Origin of the sequence: Sulfurimonas sp. NWX367, from assembly GCF_039667065.1 — a bacterium.
Lineage (GTDB): Bacteria > Campylobacterota > Campylobacteria > Campylobacterales > Sulfurimonadaceae > Sulfurimonas > Sulfurimonas hydrogeniphila.
The window spans coordinates 579,042-594,578 of record NZ_JALCZM010000002.1; the positions used below are offsets into that span (position 1 = coordinate 579,042).

Genomic DNA, 15,537 nt, shown 5'->3' on the forward strand with positions numbered 1-15,537 from the left:
GCCTAATATAAAAAATCAATCTTTAAACAAAGTAGCTGTAACACCATCAACACTTAAACCGTCAATCTCCAAATGTGCCATAGCTTGATTATAAACATCAAGCTCAGTAACACCAGGCTTCAAATTATGAAAAATAATTTGCTTGACTTTCCTACTATCTTTATTCTTAATAAAACCCTTAAAAAGCGATTGATAAACATAATCATCAATAGGCGGAGTGCCTTTATCCTGAAATTCAATCTTTAAAACCTCAGTAAGTTTCATGGTGGTCAAAGTATTGTAAAGAGAAATAACAGATTCAACACTTTTAGCTTCAATGTGCTCAACTATTGTTCTTTTTCCCTGTTTTAATTGAACTCTATACTTAGGCATCCTCAGAACCTCCTAAAAAAATATAAATTTGTTTTAACAAATATTTAACCTGTAAACATTCATCAACCAAACTGGAAAGATAAGAAAGGTCATAATAGACACCTAAAATATCACAAATAGAAAGCAAAGTTAAAACAATAGAATCATTAGACATATTAATTACCACCTAAAATAGAATAAATATCAGAAAGTTTAGTATCCAAAAAATCAGGAAGACAACAGCAAACAATAGTAAAACCACGTAAAAGAAACTTAGAATTTGGATAAATATAATCAGTAGTGCAATAATTAACACCATCAACACGATAGTTAGCATTTAAGTAACAAACCTTAACAAAAACAGAATAATCAATACCAAAATCTAAAGAAGAATAAACAATAAAATAATTATTATCCAAACAACTATAATAATGAAAAATATTATAATAGTTATCACTTATTCTATCAAGAATATGAGAAATAATAGTCTCTTTATCAGGAAAATTTGTAGGAGTTCTTTCAACGCCTGTAATAATACTGCCCACATAACCATAAACAATATCAGCATCAGTACAACGAGAACCATCAGGACAAGGATAATTTTCTCTTTCAACATGAGAAAGGTATTGATAAGTCATATCGACAGAAAGAGTTTTACCAAACTCAGGAACAAAAATTGAACAATCAATATGAGTAGGATAAAATTTATATTTAGATATATAAACATCCTTACCATTCGACAATATATATTTGTTATTTATGGACATAGCCAAGACCATTTAAAAGTTGAAACATTTGTTCAGAAAGACCGGTTATATCCCCATTTGAATCCTTCACAAACATAAAATCAGCCACCTGGTTAAGATTATCAATGTCCGTCATATCAGCCTGGCTATTACCTAATATTTTTTTGATAATTTGTTTATCGTTAGCAGTAAAATTTTTTGTAAGAACTTTAAAAAGCAATGTTTATTGATAAGATTTTGCTTTTTCAGTACCAATTTGAAAATTATGGTTTTCTTTATTTAAAATATAATCTTTTTTTGACTGTAAATCAGAGTAAGGATTAACAACACCTGTTTTAGCACGAATAGAACCAACATGATTCATATTATAATTACTAGCAAGTTGAGCCAAAGCAACTTTGTCACTAAAAGTAGTTTGAGCAAAACCCAATTTGCGAAAAAGTTTCATACCACGCAAACCACGAAGCTTATTTTTAACACGACCTAAAAGCTCAGAACTGAGAATGGCACCAATATATGCACCGGTTTTTTCAAAAATACCAGATATCAAATCTTCTTGTTTACGAATAAGAACAGACATAGCACCGGCAATCATAATAGACGAGGCGCTTGTTATAGCGTCCTGTAACAAATCATTCTCAACATCTTCAGTTGCACCACGTAAAGCATCTTGAGCCTCAGCATAAGCGGTACCATATAAAATAGTTTCAAAAAATTCCTCAGTAGCATTAGAGCCAATACTTGATAAAGCCATAAGATAACCTTTTAATAAAGCTATCTGAATAAAACCTAAAGGGGAAAAAGGTTTTAAAAATTACTTAGATTTATTATAATCAGCAACTTCTTTATATATATGTGAATAATCATAATCATACAATAAAGAATCACTACTAAAAAAGAAATAATAAAAAAAAGCAAAAATAACAAATATATATATAAAATAAAAAAAATAATCTAAAAAAGAATATTTTTCATCATCAATACGTTTTTTCATAAGCAATTATAACATAAAAAAAAACTAAGAATTAGCAACATCAGAATAAATATTTGAATATTTAATATCATCAAGAAAATCCATATTTGGCAATGACCACATATCAAAATCATCTTCATCAAGTTCAAAATTATTTTCATCTGTATGCTTACGAGCAGTAGAAGCATTTTTAATACGCTCAACTTCCAAAGGAGACAAGGTAGCATCAGCAATAGTGTTACCATCCAAATCAACAGCAGGAACAGGAGTCATTTTATAATCAGATATCTGATTTGATTTTTCAAAAAATTCTTCACGTGAAGCAGGATTAATTGCCGAAACTAAAGGAGCAATATCTATACCACCAAGTGCGGGAGTTTCATATTCAAACTCAGATAAATCAGCACCAGAATCTAAACCTAAAAACCTACGATATTCCTCAGGAGACAATACTTGTTGCTCATAAGTATATTGTATATTAAAAGGATTAGAATTATCAAATGTAGGAGGAGTGTACGAATCATCAGGCAAAGAAGAATTATTCAAACTATCATTAACATCAGGAGGCGTTAAAGAAGATTTTGCATAATCATCTAAAGAACCCAAATTATAATACATAGCATCTTGTTGTGCCTGAGTAGAAAGAACAGAGCCAATAAAACCTAAATTTGTTGAAATAGAAGAAGAACTCACAGAACTAGAAACAGCAAAATTATTTACAGCGGAAACCAATGCCATAAGTATTTTATTTGTTTTTTCATTATTTGAAATAAGAACTTCAAGTAAATTAGAACCCTCATAAGAAGATGAGATATCAAGAAGACGTGAAACAGAATCATTTATCTTAGAAGAATTTTGAACAACACCACCAACAAAATCAACACCCCTATTATTGTTATAATTTACAACATCAGTAAGCAATGTACCAGAACTATCAAAAGGCGGAACATTAAAACTAGGAGCAGTAGAAGTGTTATCAGAGCTTGAACCAATAGGCACAGCAACATCCAAAGATGAAGATGATGTAGGAGAGGCATTATAGGCTTTATAAAGGTCATACCCCTCATAAAGCAACATAGCACCGGCTAAATAAGGATTAAACCGGACAAGAGACTTAGCACCGGTCTTAAAAACAGCTTTTGCACCCTCAAATAAACTTTTACGAACAGCCGTATTTCTATAATTAACATTATTAACAGCCGAACCATAACTTGTAGAAGAACCGAATGAGCCCGTTACATAGTTACCGGAGCTAGATGAAGAACTACCAAGAGGAACGGCACCCATATTAAACCCCCGTACTTAAATGAACCATATTAGATGGGAAAACACCCGACATACCATCACGAACAACTTTATAGATAATCAAATAAACATTTGCGTCATTCTTAAGCATTTGAGAAGACTCAACAGTATAAATACCATCAACACCATCAATAGTAACAGCTTGACCATCCTTAAAAGAACCACTAGCACCATTTAATGATGAAAAAGAAAAACTATTAAAATCAACAGTAGAAATTGAACCAGGTATAGCATCAACAGAACTTTGAACACCAGAAACAGAATCTGACAAAGAAACTAAAGAATTTTGAAAATCAGAAAAAGAAGTAGATAAACCAGATAACGAGATATCAACTGAATCAAAACGAGAGCCAACGTTATTTAAAATATTAGATTCTGATGTCTGAATTGTAGAAAGAACACCATTTGCTCTAGTAGTAACCAAATCGCTCAAAGTAGTAACAGCATCACTAATAGAACTAGACACATCAAAAACAGGCTCACTATAATAAAACTCAAAAAAAGATGAACCAATTGAAAAATCATAAGGAAATGAAGCAGGAGCACCATTAGAATCAGAACAAAATAATGAGACATATCCACCAGAATCAGATATTAAATATGTGTTCGTATCATTAGGTACTGAAAAAGTCATATTAAGTTGAGAAGTTTTATCAGCATAATCAGTTGCAATAAAAGTGTAAGTACCGTCATCCTCAACCATATAAACAAGATAACTCATATCATCAAAAAGAGTAAAATCAACAGGAGCCGAAGTATTAAACTTAAAATAATCAAAAACCAACCTCATAACTATTTACCTCCACTTGTATTATTAGAAACCAAAGAATCAAAATCTCTAAAACCAGACAGCAAAAGAGCCAAATTTTCGCCAATGCTTACAGAAGAATTTGAAGAACCGGACGTTGAAACAGACAAAGAAGAACCATCAAAAGCAACAACAAGAGTATTGCCCGAACCGTTAAAGTCATCAACAGATATAGAAAAATTAGTATCAGCCAAATCAGAAGATAAAATTTGACTACCCAACAAAGAAACAGAACCGTCAGCAGTATCCATACCAATAACAACAACAGAATTTGAAGAAACCATCAAACCTGAATCAATAGCATAAGGACTGTTTGCACCATAAAAAACATAATCAACAGTAACAATAATCATAATAACACCTTTTTCTCATTTAATTTAATACAATCATCTTTTGTGATCGTATTATTATCTTTATTTGCCAGATAACTAGCACCCATTTTAACAACTTCCAGAACTGCATCATCTTTCTTAGAACTACTATTTTTTATATAAAGTTCAAAAATATTTACAGCCAATGGAAACAACATTGTAAAAAAATTCATATAACCACCTTATTTAAATATTTTGGATTTACATACAACAGAAGTGCAAGACCAAAAATTATTTACCATACCAAACACAAGGACGCTTACGCATATCATCATCCAGATGTATAAAATTTGAATAAATACCTATTCTATGAAAACCCAAATCAATAGCTTTTCTTAAAAACTGAAAACGCATAGAATCATCAGTAACCTTTATATCAAAAGCAAAAGATTCTCTATCCATACTGCATAAATGAGAACTGTTTGAAGAACCACCAACTTTTTCATTATGAAACTTACAACGACAAGCCGAATTTACAATCAAAGGCAACCCCAATGATTCACGAAGCAAATCAAGCTTATATAAAGAAGTTGTATTAATATTCATAAAACCACAACAAGGACAAGATATTTCATCAGATGTAAAATATTTAATTTTTTTCATAATACGCATCAAGAAACCTTTTCATAAGTTTTTGGGAAATAGTCTTCAATTGATTCACTCTGATTTATTGAAGGAATAAATTTGTTAATAGCATCAATAGAACCTAAAGATTCAGCCAACTTAAAATAAGCATCATGAGCTATCAAGCTATAATCAAAATCAACTTGAACACCAACTTTATTTTTCATTTTTTCCTGTTTGATAAAGCTATCAATAATCTTAGATAAACCGTAATCATGCAAAGTTTTTTGTTCAAACTTATACATATCAGTTTGCATACCAATAAGAACATCAGTTAAAGCACGTGGATTACCATCAACAGCCTTGTAAGCAGTAGCAATAAAACCTTTTAACATACGTTTGGCAACCTCAATTTTAGGAGCCTGAATAGTCTTATATTCAATAGGAAAATCAGAAATAGAATTATCCCAATGATATAAAAATTTTTGAAATTGAAATCTATCCTCATTTTTTCTAGCACGGTTAAAAATTTGTCGTTTACTGTCAGCTTTTAAAGTACCATCAGCAATACGCAAACACTCATCATTAGTAAGCGGAGCATACTTAATTTTTTGAAGTGCCTTAATCCAAAAATTACCTAAATGATTAAAAACATAAGCTATCTCATTTGAAGTATGTTGTGGAATATATTTTTTTAATTCAGTACGGCGAAACTGAGCCTCAAAACGTGTAACGTTGTAATTCAATGCCTCATCATAACCGTTTACAATCCATTTGGTTTTAACATAATGTTTCGAATGACTATTCTTAATTTCAATCAATTTGTCATAAATACGGAACATAAAAGAACCACCGCCGAAGCTAATACCGGTTTGTTTACTTCCTTGACGATAATTTGAATTTTTAAAAGAATTTTGAAAACGCATAGCATCAAGATATTCCAACTTAACACCCCATATATCAGTAGCTAAATCAAGACGTTGAATAGAACTTTCGTATTTGCAACCAAGTAAAACATCAATAAGTTTTAAAACATATTCATAAGCCTTATTTTGACCAACAGCAAATAAATAATGAGCCCTAAATTCAACTTTAATTTGTGGCATATCAGTACCAAATTTTGCATTTGATAAAAAAATCATAACATCCTGATTTTCAAGAATATACCTATATGCACCCATACCCTGAGCAAAAACTTTAAAAGTACCAAACCCATCAAAAGGCTCACATTTGCAAAAACGTGATTTATTACTAAAACCCTCAACATTCTGAGCATCAATTTTAAAATCTTCAAGCATAGAAAGAGTTTTTATTATATATTTGTTGTACTCATGCTCATCAACACTTTTGAAAGTAGCGACAAGCGTATCAACGTGTTGCGATAATATCTTTGGTTTATCGAATTGAAACTTCATATTTGACCTTTTAAGAAATAAAGAGGTGTCACGGTTATACCCCTTGTTAAACAGGAACGGGAAACAAAACGTTTCTGTTTAAAAAGAGCCACAACAGAGCCAAGCATTATGCTTGAACCCCGAAAAGTTTTTGAAAATCATCATACTTGATAATCTCTTTTGGCATACCCTCATAAGGAGTATATATTTCAACGTGACCAACACCCATATACCATTGACCAACATCAATTTGTGCAAACTGTTCTTCAGTAACCTTAATATCAATTTTTCCATCTTCTGAAGTGGTTTGAAGTGTATATCTATCAGCCCACATTTGCGGAGAACCATCTTGATTAAAAAGAGGATTTTTATTTTCATCCATCTTTTGATTCCCTTTCTTAATCTCTTTGGATTTCACTTTGAAAGCACGTTGAATCACATTTGTGCCTTTTAAAGAATCAAGCTCTTGAATAGCCTTTAAAATCTGAGGATTGATATCCTTAGTCATTTGTTCATGTGTAACAACTTGTTCCGGTGTTTCTTTACTGTTTGCCATTTGTGCAACCTTTGAATAAAATTTATGGGATAAACCCATCAAAGAACTATTTTTCAATGAGTTCTTTAATAGACTTATTCCTATGTTTGTTAATATAGTAATAAATATTTTGTCTTGAAATACCGCTACGAGTAGCTATTGCCTTAATTGATACTTTTTTACCATCAGCAAAAATTGCCAATGTTGTAAATAAAATTAACTTTTCTGTATCTGTCATTTATTTTGTGCCTTATATTTTTTTATATCTTTCACAATAAGAGAAATAAGTTTACGAGAAATTATTGTAAGGGCGTGTTTTTTAGTTTTACCATTTGCAACATATCTTTCATATTTCTTTTTTAAAATAGGATTAAATTGAACAGAAGTAAGAGAAGCCATATATAAGAGACGTTTTAATTCTTTATCGCCAAATATATTCAATTTATCAGCATATTTCATTTGACCAGATTGAAAACTAACAGGATTGAGTCCTAAAAATGCTACAGTTTGATTCACATTAAAATCTTCAATATTGTCATAAATTTTAGGAACCAAAAGAAGTAAAAGAGAATAACCGAGACCAGAATATTTATTAACCAAAAAATCACATATAGGATAATCAATTTTTAGAGATGAAATAGCATCTTCTTTTATATTTTTTTCACGGTTTTTTATATCAATTTTTGATTTTTCAAGTTGTTCAATTAAAAAGAAATTTTCATTGCCATTTTTTAAAGATTTAATAGAGTTGTTAATCTGTACTCTTATTTTCATCAATAATCTAAGAGAAGTGGTAAATTGCGTGTATTTCTCTTTATTAACAGAATAAGAGGAACTAAAAACTTTTAAATCTTGATGAGCACAAAAATGAGCAATACCGTAACTGTCACTTTTGTCTGTTTTTCCTTGAATATCCATTGATTTAAGATACTTAGATACTTTTTTTGCATTAAACATTTTATGTAAAATACCATTGTCACTAAGATACTTTTGAAATTGAGAAGTGTAGGCACCTGTAGATTCAAAGCCTATAAGCGGGTTCTTAAAAGGATAATTTATAGCTATTGTTTTAAGGAATTTTTCATAACCATCTAATGAATTTTTGAATTGACCATAAAAAGAAGAATTTTTATCTTTATCGCTTGACAAGATACAATAATCTATTTTTGATTTAGAAACGTCACATCCAATATATATATTTTCCATTTGTAAAACCTTTGATTTTTTAATAAATGGTAGACACTCTCAACTCATATACAAGCTAATCAAAATTTGATTACTTCAGTTTATATACAGAATTATCTACCGTTAGCCTCTTGTGGTTCAACTATAATTCAATCTATTTAAAAAAATAATTCAGTATAATCACAACCTATACAAAAGAGGCAACGGGATTCTAACTGATGTTTATAAAAGCTTTAATGTCTTTTAGGGAAACATCTAAAAAGAAGTATAAAGCATTATATGAGTATAATCACGCAAGAAAATTATTAATAGGAATAAAATTGAGTAAAAAAGCAATTTTAGTCATAACAGACGGTATTGGCTACTGTGAAAAAACAGAGCATAATGCATTTTATAATGCAAATAAACCTGCGTATGACAAATTTTTTAATGAAGTGCCGCACGCTCTTATAGAAACCTTTGGTTTGAGTGTCGGACTTCCCGAGGGTCAGATGGGCAACTCTGAAGTTGGGCATATGAGTATAGGCAGCGGACGTGTTCTGTATCAGGATCTGGTCAAAATATCATTGGCGCTTAAAGACGGTTCTTTGGAGCAAAATGAAGTTTTGCAAGAGCTTTTTCAAAAATCGGACAGGCTGCATTTGATTGGATTGATGAGTGACGGCGGAGTGCACTCGCATATAGATCATTTTATGGGTATAGCTGATATTGCGGCAAAAAACGGTAAAAAAGTCTTTTTGCATCTTATTACAGACGGAAGAGATGTCTCTCCAACATCGGCACAAAAATATTTAGAAGAAGTAAAAAAGCATTTGAATGAAAATGTAACAATTGCTTCCATATCCGGGCGTTTTTATGCAATGGACAGAGATAACCGCTGGGAACGGATCAAGCGTGCCTATGATGCTATTGTATCTGCACAACCGCAAACAGACATGACGCCTGAAGCCTATATAGGGCACTCTTATTCACTTGGCGAAACCGATGAGTTTGTCGAGCCGACTGCATTTGCAGGATATGAGGGGATGAAAGAGGGAGACAGTGTCCTTACTGTAAATTTCAGAAGTGACAGAATGCGAGAAATGGTGACGGCACTGGCTGATGAAAATTTTACAAAATTTGAAAGAAAAGTACAGCATGTAAACCTTGCAACAATTACCGAATATGACAAAAATTTCCCCTATCCTGTGATGTTTAGAAAAGATGTGCCAAAAAATACTTTGGCTGAAGTGATTGCCAGCGCAGGGCTTCGTCAGTTACATACCGCAGAGACGGAAAAATACGCACATGTGACCTTTTTCTTTAACGGCGGAATTGATGAACCGTATGAAAATGAAACACGGGTTTTGATTCCCTCGCCAAATGTGAAAACATATGATATGAAACCGGAAATGAGTGCAAAAGAGGTTGGTGAGGCTGTTCGTAAGGCAATGGATGCGGAGTATGACTTCATAGTGGTAAATTTTGCCAACGGAGATATGGTCGGACATACCGGTGATTTTGAAGCGGCAAAGAAAGCTGTTGAGGCTGTTGACGAAGAGTTGGGAAAAATATATGCCAAAGCAAAAGAAAAAGAGTATGCATTTGTGTTGACAAGCGATCATGGAAACTGTGAAGAGATGCGGGACGAAAACGGCAATGTACTGACAAACCATACGGTCGGCAAAGTATGGTGCTTTGTGGATGCACAAGGTGTTGAAAAAGTAAAACCGGGCGGGCTCAACAACATAGCCCCGACGGTTTTAAAGCTGATGGAACTTCCGATTCCAAAAGAGATGGATGGAGCTTTGGTAGAAGTATAGCTGACACTACAGAAAAAATTCAGTTTTCTCACAACTCATGCTTTAGCATAAAAAGTGCCGATTCCGAAAATGTATAATTTTTCAGGAACCCGTACTTCAGTGCAGGCCTGGGTATTTTACAAAAAAATTAAAGGAAGGTATAATGAAATTTAGCGGAAAAAATGTTTTAGTAACAGGCGCAAGCCGTGGAATAGGTGCAGAAATCGCCAAAACTTTGGCGGGATTTGGTCTGAAGGTGTGGATAAACTACAGAAGCGGCGCAAAAAAAGCGGATGCGGTAAAAGAGGCAATCGAAGCAGAGGGAGGCAGTGCGGCGGTTATCGGGTTTGATGTAACCGATGAGGCAGCTTTTATTGACGGGATAAAGACAATAGTGGATGCGGACGGTGAGCTTTCCTATCTTGTAAACAATGCAGGCATTACAAAAGACAAGCTGGCATTGCGTATGAAAACAGAAGATTTTATGGCTGTTATTAACGCTAATCTTACCTCTGCTTTTATCGGATGTCGCGAATCTATGAAAGTTATGCGAAAGAAAAAATTCGGTTCGGTTGTCAATATTGCTTCGATTGTAGGCGAAACAGGAAACGGCGGACAGACAAACTATGCAGCGAGCAAAGGCGGGGTTATCGCAATGACAAAAAGCTTTGCAATTGAAGCTGCGACAAGCGGTATACGATACAACACTATCACACCGGGATTTATTGCAACTGAAATGACAGAAGTGCTGAGTGATGAGGTGAAAAAAAGTTTTACAGACAAGATTCCTATGAACCGTTTCGGTGATGCAAAAGAGGTGGCAAACGCAACAGCTTTTTTACTTTCGGACTATGCAAGTTACATTACGGGAGAAACTTTAAAAGTTAACGGCGGAATGAACATGGCATAAATGTCCTCTAAGATATTTATGCTATAATTACAGGATTTTAAACTTAAAAAAACAGGAGCTATAATGGCACTTTTAGATGATATTAAAGAAGTAGTAGTTGAGCAGTTAAGCGTTAACCCAGATGAAGTAAAACCGGATTCAAAATTCGTAGAAGATTTAGGTGCAGACAGTCTTGATGTTGTAGAACTGGTAATGGCTCTTGAAGAAAAATTCGACATCGAAATTCCTGATGATGAAGCTGAAAAAATTCAAACTGTTCAAGATGTTGTAAACTATATCGAAAACAAGTAGTCAGTTTTTTAATTTTTCAAAGAGGTTAGTCATCTCTTTGAAAGCAAATATTTTTAATAGTTAATTTTTGTATTGATTTTTAAAAGTATTTTATTATTTTATGGAGAATATTCAATGAAAAGAGTGGTAGTTACAGGTCTGGGAATGATAAATTCAGTAGGTCACGATAAAGAGAGTTCTTTTAAAGCTATATGTGACGGTGAATGCGGAATAGACATCATCACTATATTTGACCCTGAAAAATTCAGTGTAAAAATAGCCGGAGAAGTCAAAGACTTTGATCCTGCTACGGTTATGCCTCCCAAAGAAGTAAAAAAAGCAGACAGATTTATCCACCTTGGACTCAAAGCTGCCAAAGAAGCGATGGAAGATGCGGCACTTCCTGAAGATACAGATATGGAGCGATTCGGAATCAGTGCAGGTTCAGGAATCGGCGGACTCCCTTCCATTGAGAAAAGTTCTGTTATTTTAGAGACGCGCGGACCAAGAAGAATTTCTCCGTTTTTTATTCCGGGTGCTCTTGTAAATATGCTGGGAGGATTCGTTTCTATAGAACACGGAACAAAAGGACCAAACCTTTCAAGTGTAACAGCCTGTGCCGCAGGAACACATGCAATCAGTGAAGCGGTAAAAACCATTATATGCGGCGGAGCCGATAAAATGCTGGTTGTTTCGGCAGAGTCTGCTATAACAGGTGTGGGAGTCGGCGGATTTGCCGCGATGAAAGCACTCTCTACAAGAAATGATGATCCCAAGCATGCCTCTCGTCCTTTTGATGCAAATCGTGACGGTTTTGTTATGGGAGAGGGGGCTGCGGCTCTTGTTTTGGAAACATACGAAGATGCAGTTGCGCGTGGTGCAAAAATATACGGTGAAATTATCGGTTTTGGTGAAAGCGGTGATGCGAATCATATTACAACACCATCATTGGACGGTCCTGCCCGTGCGATGAAAGCTGCCTATAAAATGGCAGGTGAACCGAAACTTGACTATGTCAACGCACATGGAACCAGTACACCGGTAAATGATAAAAATGAAACAGCAGCGCTGAAAGATCTTTTGGGCGGAAAAGACAACTGTCCTCCGATGAGCTCTATCAAAGGACAGATCGGTCACTGTCTCGGTGCAGCAGGCGGTATAGAGGCTGTTACATGTTTGATGGCGATGCGGGACGGTATCATTCCTCCGACAATCAACTATGAAACACCTGATGAAAACTGTGACTTGGATTATGTTACTGAAGGTGCGAGAAAAGCAGATCTAAACATTGTTATGAGTAACTCATTTGGTTTTGGCGGAACAAACGGCGTTCTTATATTCAAAAAAATCTAATTGACAAGGATTTAATTTGGCTACATACTTAGACTTTGAATATAAAATAAAAGCTATTCAAGAAGATATAATCTCTGCACAGGTTCGCCATGATCAAGGCGCAGTTGAAGAGTTGAAAAAGAAATTAGATAAGGAAGTTACAAAGATTTATAAAAATCTTTCTGACTTTCAAAAGCTTCAACTGGCACGCCATCTTGATCGTCCTTATGCACTGGATTATATTAATCTTATAATGAGAGACAAGTATGAAATACACGGAGACAGACATTTCCGTGATGATGCCGCTATTCTTTGTTATATTGGGTATATTGACAATCAAAAAGTTATGGTTATCGGCGAGCAAAAAGGGCGTGGAACAAAAAACAAGTTGAAGCGAAATTTTGGTATGCCGCATCCTGAAGGCTACAGAAAAGCACTCCGTGCCGCTAAATTAGCAGAAAAATTCAATATTCCGCTTCTTATGCTTGTAGACACACCGGGTGCCTATCCTGGTATAGGGGCAGAAGAGAGAAACCAGAGCGAGGCAATTGCGAGAAATCTGCTCGAACTGGCAGAACTGAAAATTCCTACGGTTTCTATTGTTATAGGAGAGGGCGGTTCCGGCGGTGCTCTTGCCATCGGCGTTGCCGATAAATTTGCAATGATGCGTTATTCTATCTTCAGTGTTATCTCGCCTGAGGGATGTGCTGCAATTCTTTGGAATGATCCTAAAAAAGTAGAAACTGCTACAAACGCACTTAAAATCACCAGTGCAGATTTAAAAGAGCTTGATTTGATTGATGATATCATTGATGAGCCTTTAATCGGAGCACACAGAGAAAAAGAAAAAGCAGCACAGGTTCTTAAGGAGTATTTTTTACAAAAAGTGGAAGAATTAAAAGCTATGAGTGAAGAAGAGAGAATGAATGCACGCTATGCAAAACTCACAAAACCGGGTGCTTTCAAGGAGTAACTCTACTGCTCTTTTTCCTCTTTTTTTATCTCTAAAAGAGGATCAAATTTTGGGCGTTTCAGCCTTGGCGCCTCTTTTGAAAACTTAATTAAATCTTCTACCGTTTTTATATCTTCATCCAAATTCTCCAGACTTAACAAAAACAGTCCATAGGTTGTAATGACATCGCTCATGGCTCTGTGATGCCTGGCTTCCGGATTTAATCGCAGTGTTTCATTCAGATAGGAAAGTGCATATCTGTAAGAGACAATAGTTCTTTCAGCTAAGGCAAGAGAACAGAGACTCCTGTTTAGCAGGGGTTCCAAGCCGATTTTTTGCAGGCTTTTGGATATAAAGCTGTAATCAAATTTGACATCATGGGCAACAAACACGGCATTACCCAAGAAGAGTTTAAATCGTTGCAGAACATCTTTGAGTTGAGGCGCATTTGTTGTATCATCGACAGTTATGCCTGTAATCTCCGTGATATGAGGATTAATTTCTTTGGTATGGACCAAAGATTCAAATCTGTCTATGATTATTCCATTTTTTACTTTTACAGCAGCAATTTCAATGATCTGGTGTTTTTCTATTTTTGAACCGTTTGTTTCGATATCAACGATACAGAATTCTGCCTGATGGATAGGAATAAATTTTGTATCGAAATAGTAATATCCCTGGTGTCTGATTACATGTAAACCCTGTGCTTTCCAGAGTTCTATAGAAAGTTCAAGCTCTTCGCTCAGTTGCTCTTTGAGTGTTTTTAAAGAGAGTCCGCGTGAAGAGAGTCGTGAAATGCTTTTGGCATCAAGATTGAAATTATTAGTGAGCATTGTGTATAAACTCTCTTACTTTAGCTGCATCTTTTTTCCCGTGTGATATTTCTACACCGCTGCTGACATCAAAAGCATAAAAACCGTACTTTTTCAGAGCCTGAATGTTGTCGGGAGTTAAGCCGCCGGCAAGAATTATTTTGGAACACTCAACGCCCTCAAACCATTCTGCATTAAGTTGTTTTCCTGCACCGCCATATGCTTCACAGTAGGCATCAACAAGTCTGTACTCATCAGCATATTGGAGGACATCTTCTTTTTTTTGTGCTCTTATAACTTTGATATGAGGGATTTTCAGTGCTTCATAAAATGCCTCGTCTGCTTCAAAATGAATCTGGGCAAGTGTCGCACCAACCTCTTTACATGTAGCATTGACTGTCTGTGCATCGACGTTGACAAAGAGGGCTACTTTCTCAACAAAAGGAGGAAGTTTTTGAATAATTTTTTTTGCCTCAGCAGGTGTTAAGCAGCGTGGAGATTTTTCATAAAATACAAATCCAAGTGCATCAGCTCCGGCATCTATTGCCGTCATAGCATCCTCATAAGAGGTAATACCGCAGATTTTTGTACGCATTATATTTGTAAGCTCTTTATCGCTTTGGCTCTGTCTTCGTGCTTGAAAACATAGCTGCCGGCAACAACAACATCAACGCCGGCTTCTTTGAGTGCATGGATATTCTTGTCACTTACCCCGCCGTCTACCTGGATAAGACATTCGGGATTGAGTCTTTTTCTCATAGCATCAAGTTTTTTTGCTTTTGGAAGTACGGAATCTATGAAAGATTGCCCTCCAAAACCAGGATTCACACTCATAAGCAAAACCATATCCAAATCTGCAAGAAGGTATTCCAATTCTTCGGGAATTGTGTTGGGATTGAGCACTATAGAGGGTTTGATGCCAAGAGAGCGGATTTTTTGTATGAGCCTGTGCGGGTGTTTCTCTTCTTCTATATGAAAAGAGATATATTTTGGCTGCAGAGGTGCGAAAAGCTCTACAAAAAAGGTGTTGTTCTCGACCATAAGATGAATATCCAGGGGTTTTGTGGCAGCTTTGGCTATAGCCGAAACCACAACCGGCCCTATCGTCAGATTGGGTACAAAATGCCCGTCCATGACATCTACATGTACCAGATCACATTCCGCTTCACATATTTCCTGTACATCCCGTGCCAAATTTCCAAAGTCTGCCGAGAGAACGCTAGGGGCTACTTGCATATTCTTCCTTTT

At 35.0% G+C, this 15,537-nt stretch carries 21 protein-coding genes; 5 read left to right on the forward strand and 16 right to left on the reverse strand.

Going from position 1 to position 15,537, the window contains the following annotated elements:
- Positions 1–15: 15 nt before the first annotated feature.
- The 13 genes from MNY28_RS07640 to MNY28_RS07700 form a co-directional block, all read right to left on the reverse strand.
- Positions 16–372: a hypothetical protein gene (locus MNY28_RS07640; protein WP_346389415.1), complete on the reverse strand. Its 357-nt coding sequence runs from the start codon at positions 370–372 to the stop codon at positions 16–18.
- A gap of 155 nt (positions 373–527) precedes the next feature.
- Complete coding sequence (locus MNY28_RS07645; protein WP_346389416.1) at positions 528–1,118, reverse strand: hypothetical protein; 591 nt, start codon at positions 1,116–1,118, stop codon at positions 528–530.
- The gene (locus MNY28_RS07650) at positions 1,105–1,317 is read right to left on the reverse strand and encodes a hypothetical protein (protein ID WP_346389417.1); all 213 of its coding nucleotides are present in this window, start codon (positions 1,315–1,317) and stop codon (positions 1,105–1,107) included. The genes MNY28_RS07645 and MNY28_RS07650 overlap by 14 nt, the downstream gene beginning before the upstream one ends.
- 3 nt (positions 1,318–1,320) lie before the next feature.
- A complete protein-coding gene (locus MNY28_RS07655) occupies positions 1,321–1,851 on the reverse strand; it encodes a hypothetical protein (RefSeq protein WP_346389418.1) in 531 nt (176 codons plus the stop codon).
- Between the two features lie 264 nt (positions 1,852–2,115).
- Positions 2,116–3,357 carry a hypothetical protein gene (locus MNY28_RS07660; RefSeq protein WP_346389419.1) on the reverse strand — a complete coding sequence of 414 codons (1,242 nt, stop codon included), beginning with the start codon at positions 3,355–3,357 and terminating at the stop codon, positions 2,116–2,118.
- 1 nt (position 3,358) lies between these two features.
- Positions 3,359–4,165 (reverse strand): hypothetical protein, encoded by an 807-nt coding sequence (locus MNY28_RS07665; RefSeq protein WP_346389420.1) that lies wholly within the window; start codon positions 4,163–4,165, stop codon positions 3,359–3,361.
- A gap of 2 nt (positions 4,166–4,167) precedes the next feature.
- A complete protein-coding gene (locus MNY28_RS07670; RefSeq protein WP_346389421.1) occupies positions 4,168–4,536 on the reverse strand; it encodes a hypothetical protein in 369 nt (122 codons plus the stop codon).
- Complete coding sequence (locus MNY28_RS07675) at positions 4,533–4,727, reverse strand: hypothetical protein (RefSeq protein ID WP_346389422.1); 195 nt, start codon at positions 4,725–4,727, stop codon at positions 4,533–4,535. The genes MNY28_RS07670 and MNY28_RS07675 overlap by 4 nt, the downstream gene beginning before the upstream one ends.
- A gap of 58 nt (positions 4,728–4,785) precedes the next feature.
- Positions 4,786–5,166, reverse strand: a complete 381-nt coding sequence (locus MNY28_RS07680; RefSeq protein WP_346389423.1) for a D-Ala-D-Ala carboxypeptidase family metallohydrolase — start codon at positions 5,164–5,166, stop codon at positions 4,786–4,788.
- The gene (locus tag MNY28_RS07685; RefSeq protein ID WP_346389424.1) at positions 5,166–6,533 is read right to left on the reverse strand and encodes a hypothetical protein; all 1,368 of its coding nucleotides are present in this window, start codon (positions 6,531–6,533) and stop codon (positions 5,166–5,168) included. The genes MNY28_RS07680 and MNY28_RS07685 overlap by 1 nt, the downstream gene beginning before the upstream one ends.
- Before the next feature lie 106 nt (positions 6,534–6,639).
- Positions 6,640–7,068 (reverse strand): hypothetical protein, encoded by a 429-nt coding sequence (locus tag MNY28_RS07690; RefSeq protein WP_346389425.1) that lies wholly within the window; start codon positions 7,066–7,068, stop codon positions 6,640–6,642.
- Positions 7,069–7,114: 46 nt separating this feature from the next.
- The gene (locus MNY28_RS07695) at positions 7,115–7,285 is read right to left on the reverse strand and encodes a hypothetical protein (protein ID WP_346389426.1); all 171 of its coding nucleotides are present in this window, start codon (positions 7,283–7,285) and stop codon (positions 7,115–7,117) included.
- A complete protein-coding gene (locus tag MNY28_RS07700) occupies positions 7,282–8,253 on the reverse strand; it encodes a transposase (RefSeq protein WP_346389427.1) in 972 nt (323 codons plus the stop codon). Before MNY28_RS07700 ends, MNY28_RS07695 begins: the two co-directional genes overlap by 4 nt.
- A 299-nt stretch (positions 8,254–8,552) precedes the next feature.
- On the opposite strand from MNY28_RS07700, the gene gpmI reads away from it, so the two are divergent.
- The 5 genes from gpmI to accA all read left to right on the forward strand — a co-directional run bounded on the left by gpmI (position 8,553) and on the right by accA (position 13,498).
- On the forward strand, positions 8,553–10,034 hold the full coding sequence (gene gpmI, locus MNY28_RS07705; protein WP_346389428.1) for a 2,3-bisphosphoglycerate-independent phosphoglycerate mutase: 1,482 nt from the start codon (positions 8,553–8,555) through the stop codon (positions 10,032–10,034).
- A 142-nt stretch (positions 10,035–10,176) separates the two neighbouring features.
- Positions 10,177–10,923, forward strand: a complete 747-nt coding sequence (gene fabG / locus MNY28_RS07710) for a 3-oxoacyl-ACP reductase FabG (protein ID WP_346389429.1) — start codon at positions 10,177–10,179, stop codon at positions 10,921–10,923.
- Between the two features lie 63 nt (positions 10,924–10,986).
- Positions 10,987–11,214 (forward strand): acyl carrier protein, encoded by a 228-nt coding sequence (acpP, locus tag MNY28_RS07715; protein WP_013326372.1) that lies wholly within the window; start codon positions 10,987–10,989, stop codon positions 11,212–11,214.
- A 114-nt stretch (positions 11,215–11,328) separates the two neighbouring features.
- A complete protein-coding gene (locus tag MNY28_RS07720) occupies positions 11,329–12,546 on the forward strand; it encodes a beta-ketoacyl-ACP synthase II (protein WP_346389430.1) in 1,218 nt (405 codons plus the stop codon).
- Between the two features lie 16 nt (positions 12,547–12,562).
- Positions 12,563–13,498 (forward strand): acetyl-CoA carboxylase carboxyl transferase subunit alpha, encoded by a 936-nt coding sequence (accA, locus tag MNY28_RS07725; protein ID WP_346389431.1) that lies wholly within the window; start codon positions 12,563–12,565, stop codon positions 13,496–13,498.
- A 2-nt stretch (positions 13,499–13,500) separates the two neighbouring features.
- On the opposite strand, the gene MNY28_RS07730 is transcribed toward accA, so the two are convergent.
- Genes MNY28_RS07730 through rpe form a run of 3 tightly spaced genes read right to left on the reverse strand, consistent with a single transcriptional unit; the run spans position 13,501 to position 15,525 of the window.
- Positions 13,501–14,310 carry a 3'-5' exonuclease gene (locus MNY28_RS07730; protein WP_346389432.1) on the reverse strand — a complete coding sequence of 270 codons (810 nt, stop codon included), beginning with the start codon at positions 14,308–14,310 and terminating at the stop codon, positions 13,501–13,503.
- Positions 14,300–14,884, reverse strand: a complete 585-nt coding sequence (locus MNY28_RS07735; RefSeq protein WP_346389433.1) for a phosphoribosylanthranilate isomerase — start codon at positions 14,882–14,884, stop codon at positions 14,300–14,302. The genes MNY28_RS07730 and MNY28_RS07735 overlap by 11 nt, the downstream gene beginning before the upstream one ends.
- Entirely contained in the window at positions 14,884–15,525 is a 642-nt protein-coding gene (gene rpe / locus MNY28_RS07740) for a ribulose-phosphate 3-epimerase (protein ID WP_346389434.1), read from the reverse strand. Before rpe ends, MNY28_RS07735 begins: the two co-directional genes overlap by 1 nt.
- Positions 15,526–15,537 lie beyond the last annotated feature (12 nt).